At 69.4% G+C, this 1,564-nt stretch carries 1 protein-coding gene; it reads left to right on the top strand.

Features of this window, described 5'->3' with window-relative positions; translation table 11 throughout:
- Positions 1-44: 44 nt before the first annotated feature.
- On the top strand, positions 45-1,564 hold a 1,520-nt coding region (locus tag DQW85_RS23290), incomplete at its 3' end, for an NF041680 family putative transposase (protein WP_240197369.1).

The following is a 1,564-nucleotide window of genomic DNA, read 5'->3' as shown; positions in this document are numbered from 1 at the left end:
AGCTTGATCTTTAACCTCTCTCGTCGGCCGGCCCGTTGAGCTCGATGGAGGTTCGGCCGTTTGCGGGACAGCGAGACGGCCTTGGCGTGATCATGTGCGTTGCTGAAGACGCTGACGATCACTCCAAGGCCGTGAGGATGAGTGTGCTGAACGAGGCTGCCCGTGTCGAGTCCCTAGCCGTGTTGTCCCGGTTTCGGACCGGCTTCTATGACTGCCTGAGCGCGCGAGCCGATGCGCTGTTCGAGCTGGCCGAGGCACTGCTGTGTACCGACGGGCCGGTCAAGACGCTGGTGGATCTGGCGTTGGCGCCTGAGCATCGGCGTGGTCATGGCGCGTTGTACGACGGGTTGAACTGCGGCCGGATCGAGGTGGCCCGGTTGCGCCGGTCGCTGGCGGCCTTACCGTTGCCGCGGGCCGCCGACGGGCGGATCGTGCTGGCAATCGATGTCAGCCCGTGGCTGCGCTCGGACGCCCCTACCAGCGCCGAACGGCTGTTTTGTCACGTCTACGGACGGGCCAAGAGCGCCTCGCAGTTCATCCCCGGCTGGCCGTACTCGTTCGTCGCGGCGCTGGAGAGCGGCCGCACATCCTGGACCGCGATGCTGGACGCGGTCCGCCTTAGCCCCGAAGACGACGCCACCGCGGTCACCGCCGCACAGTTGCGCGAGGTGGTCCAGCGGCTGCTGGAGGCCGGCCAGTGGCGGCCGGGTGACGCAGACATCCTCATCGTGGCCGACTCCGGCTACGACGTGACCCGGCTGGCGTTCCTGCTCGCCGATCTGCCCGTGGAACTGCTGGGACGCATCCGCTCCGACCGAGTCTTGCAGTTCCCGGCACCACCGCGCCTTCCTGGAACCAACGGCCGCCCGCCCAAACACGGCGGCCCGTTCGCGCTCAGCGACGCCACCACCTGGCCCGCCCCACACATCACCACAACCACCGACACCACCCGCTATGGCACCGCCACCGCCGCCGCGTGGGATCGACTGCATCCCCGGCTCACCCGCCGCGCGGCCTGGCTGGACCACCAGGGCGAACTGCCGATCCTGGAAGGCACGCTGATCCGGCTCCAGGTCGAGCGCCTGTCCGGCAGCAACGAGCCCAAGCCGGTGTGGCTATGGTCCTCGCGCACCGGCCTGACCGCAGAACAGGTCGACCGGCTCTGGCAGACGTTCCTGCGCAGGTTCGACCTGGAACACACCTTCCGGTTCTACAAGCAGGTCCTGGGCTGGACCGTCCCCAAGATCCGCACCCCAACGGCCGCCGACCGGTGGACCTGGCTGATCATCGTCGCGCACACCCAACTCCGCTTGGCCCGTCCCCTGGCCGAGGATCTCCGCCGCCCCTGGGAACGGCCCGCCGCTCCCGGCCGCCTCACCCCGGCCCGGGTCCGGCGGGGCTTTCGGAACATCCGCACGAAGACCACCTGCCCCGCCGGCGCACCGAAACCGGGCAAGCCCGGCCCCGGGCGGCCAGCCGGCTCCACGAACCGCCGACCTGCACCTCGCTACGACGTCGGCAAAACCGTCAAACGAGAAACCACCCTCGCCGCCCGGCTCGGACA

This window comes from Nonomuraea lactucae (assembly GCF_003313395.1).
Lineage (GTDB): Bacteria > Actinomycetota > Actinomycetes > Streptosporangiales > Streptosporangiaceae > Nonomuraea > Nonomuraea lactucae.
The sequence above is the reverse complement of the archived record's forward strand: the minus strand, read 5'-3'. Positions and strand labels throughout refer to the sequence as shown.